This is a genomic window from Amycolatopsis rhizosphaerae, assembly GCF_007713715.1.
GTDB classification, from domain to species: domain Bacteria; phylum Actinomycetota; class Actinomycetes; order Mycobacteriales; family Pseudonocardiaceae; genus Amycolatopsis_E; species Amycolatopsis_E rhizosphaerae.
The window spans coordinates 1-2,154 of sequence record NZ_VJWX01000755.1 but is presented as its reverse complement, the minus strand read 5'-3'; the positions used below and the strand labels follow the sequence as shown (position 1 = coordinate 2,154).

Below are 2,154 nucleotides of genomic sequence, written 5' to 3'. Positions count from 1 at the left end.
GAGTGACCCTGCTGGGCCCCGGTGGGCGGCCGGTCGCCGCGGCCCGGCCCGCCCTCGCCGCGATGGCGCGCCCGCTGGGCGGACGGCGGATGGTGCTCGACGGGGTGATCGCCGGCCCGGCGGGCCGGGGCCGGGCGCCGGTGTCGTACCGGGCCTTCGACATCCTGTGCCTCGACGGGCAGGACCTCACCGGCGAGTCGTACCTGTTGCGGCGGAAACTGCTGGCCAGCCTCGCGCTCGACCGGCTGCCGGGGATGGAGGTGCCGCCCAGCTACCGGGACCTGTCCGCGACGCAGCTGGCGCAGCTGGCCAGGGACCATGGCGTCGAGGGCATCGTCGGCAAGCGGCTCGCCTCCCCGTACCGGCTGGGCCGGGAGTCGGAGGACTGGATCGAGCTGGTGCTCCTGCGCGGTTGTGAAGCCGTCATCGGCGGCTGGCTTCCCGAGCGCGGCGGCGGAGAGGACCGGCTCGGCTCGGTGCTGCTCGGCGTGTACGACCAGGACCGGCGGCTGGTCTACATAGGACGGGTCAGCACGGGGTTCACCCAGGCCTCCCGCCGGGCCGTCCGGACCGTCCTCCGAGACCTCGCGCGGGACGAGTGCCCGTTCGGCACGCCGCTTCCGGCGGGGGAGAGCCGGTCCGCCCGGTGGGTGCGCCCGACCGTGGTGGCGGAGGTCGGCTACCGGGCGATCGGCGCGGGCGGCCGCCTCGAACGGCCTTCGTGGCGCGGCCTCCGCACCGACATCGACCCGCACGATCCGGTGTGGCGCGGGTCGCTGCGGCTGCAGCTGGATAACCTACCGAACGTTCAGGAAGTGCGCTAGCCTGGCCGCCATGGCTGACGAAAGCAGGAACGACGAGGTTCTCCTGGCCCGCCAGGACGCGGTCGCCACGGTGACGCTGCCCCGCCCGGCGCTCACCACCGCGGTCAAGGTGGCGCTGCGCGAGGCGCTGTCGGAAGTGGCGCGCGACGAGGGCGTGCGGGCGGTGGTCCTCACCGGAACCGGCAAGGCCTTCTGTGTCGGGCAGGACCTGGCCGAACACGTCGAGGCGCTGCGCGCCGGACCGGCGGCCGCCTTCGCCACCATCGACGAGCACTACAACCCCATCGTCACCACGCTGGCGACCATGCCCAAACCGGTCATCGCGGCGATCAACGGCACCTGCGTCGGCGCGGGGCTGGGCTTCGCGCTCGCCTGCGACGTCCGGGTGACCGCGGAGACGGCCCGCTTCGGCACGGCGTTCACCGGCATCGGGCTGACCTGCGACTCGGGGCTGTCGGCAACGCTCGCGAGAGCCGTGGGCACGGCGCGGGCGGCCGAACTGATCCTGCTCGGCTCGCCGTTCACGGCCGCGCAGGCCGCGGAATGGGGCATCGCGGGGCGCGTCGTGCCCGCCGCGGAGGTGGCCGCGACCGCTGCCGGTCTCGCCGCGGCGCTGGCCGCCGGGCCGACGCTGGCCTACGCCGAGGCGAAGCGGGCGCTGGCGGCGGCGTTCCCGCTGGAGGACGTCCTGCGCCGCGAGGGTGAGGCGCAGACGCGACTCGGCGGCAGCGAGGACCACCGCAACGCCGTCGATGCCTTCCTCGCCAAGGAGAAGCCGGTGTTCACCGGCCGCTGAAACCGGGGCCGAGACCCCGCGCCACCCGGAACTTCTCCAGCAGTTCCCACGACACGCGGGGATCGGCGGCGAGCTGACCGCGGGCCAGGGCGAGCACGGAAACCTCGCCGCCCGGCACGCCGTCGAGCCCGTCCCGGGTCAGTTCGTCGGTGAACACCTGCCCGACCGTGGCGCAGAACAACAGATAGCTCGCCACCTGGTGGCGCAGGGCGTCCAGCGCCGGGTCCGCCACCTCACCGGAGATCAGCTCGGCCGCGAGGGCGGCGAGCTCGTCCATTCCGGACAGGGACGGGATCGCGATGATCCGGGCCACGAAAGCCGAGCGGGCGCGAGAGCTCTCGAGAGTGGCGGCGGCGCCGCGGAAGGCGTGGGCCTTGCGCGCCAGGTCCTGCCACAGCAGGGCACTGGTGACCGGGCCCAGGGTGGGCCGGGCGAAATCGCGGGCCACGTCGAGCAGGGCGACGGTGTACCGGGCCAGATCGCGGGGCAGACCGCCGGACAGGCAGTGGCACAGCGCGCAGAACTGAACCGGAA

Annotated in this window: 2 protein-coding genes and 1 pseudogene; 2 read left to right on the top strand and 1 reads right to left on the bottom strand. The window is 74.3% G+C overall.

What is annotated here, in order from left to right:
- Positions 1-824 (top strand): ATP dependent DNA ligase (locus tag FNH05_RS36435; RefSeq protein WP_144593382.1); only part of this gene is annotated, 824 nt, incomplete at its 5' end.
- 10 nt (positions 825-834) lie between these two features.
- Complete coding sequence (locus FNH05_RS36430) at positions 835-1,620, top strand: enoyl-CoA hydratase/isomerase family protein (protein WP_144593381.1); 786 nt, start codon at positions 835-837, stop codon at positions 1,618-1,620.
- Here FNH05_RS36430 and FNH05_RS38625 read toward each other — a convergent pair.
- A pseudogene (locus FNH05_RS38625) lies at positions 1,607-2,154 on the bottom strand (P-loop NTPase fold protein); the annotation flags it as partial. The gene FNH05_RS36430 and the pseudogene FNH05_RS38625 sit on opposite strands and share 14 nt — an antisense overlap.

Excerpts from the sequence above, each read along its gene's own strand:
- FNH05_RS36430 (WP_144593381.1), top strand. The coding sequence starts at position 835 with ATGGCTGACGAAAGCAGGAACGACGAGGTTCTCCTGGCCCGCCAGGAC.